Origin of the sequence: Pseudomonas sp. 30_B (assembly GCF_017491605.1) — a bacterium.
Classification (GTDB): domain Bacteria; phylum Pseudomonadota; class Gammaproteobacteria; order Pseudomonadales; family Pseudomonadaceae; genus Pseudomonas.
In genome coordinates this window covers 1-697 of sequence record NZ_JAFGYY010000086.1, presented here as the reverse complement: position 1 = coordinate 697, position 697 = coordinate 1, and the positions used below count along the sequence as shown (strand labels likewise).

The 697-nt window shown below is 60.0% G+C and carries 1 protein-coding gene; it reads right to left on the bottom strand.

Translation table 11 applies throughout. The annotated features are described in order from the left end of the window. On the bottom strand, positions 1-368 hold a 368-nt coding region (locus tag J5M67_RS27330; protein ID WP_207888532.1), incomplete at its 3' end, for a hypothetical protein. Positions 369-697 lie beyond the last annotated feature (329 nt).

Sequence of the window (697 nt, the reverse complement as noted above, 5' to 3'; positions counted from 1 at the left end):
ACCCGTACCGGCAGGAGTACATCCCCGGTCACGGCAAGTTCATGGTCTATCGCGTGTTGCCGTCCATCTTCACGCTTGAACTGTGAAATGCACCGCCGCCGTCCGGGAGGGCGGTGGCGGGCATTCCTTTGCGCGGCATTTTTGGCCCGCGCGTCAAAGTTACTTTGAGCGATCCGCTCCAGATGGAACCGGGCCGGCGACTGCCGCGAATCTTGCCGTAACCGTAACAATCCAGCCCGATTTATCTCCAGTATCTCCAGCGTTCTCCAAATCTGTTTGGAGACAACCAAAGCCTTACGCCACAAGGCTTTGCGGCCGATTCGGGCGTTTATCTCCAAATCTCCAACGTGTTTTGCGCTGAGCGGCATTGCGGCGGACACCCGAGACAAGCGCAAGCGTAGGCCGGGCGCGGCTCTCCGCGAGTTGGAAGCCATCGAAAACGCGTTTCTGCAAGGGAAGTCGGCGACGCGCCCCCACCCACATTGTTGCGCCCACCGCAAGGGTTCAGCGGCCGGATCGCGGGGGCCCCCATGCCGTCGCCGACATGCGGGGGCTCACACCCGCGTCCTTTCTCTACTGATGACGGACATAGGGGGGGGCACATAATCATAAACGGCTAAATCAATTGACCGAGTCACACCCAGGTCACCCCCGTTTTCTCGGTGAGAAACGCACGCAAGGGGGGCATATTCATAGC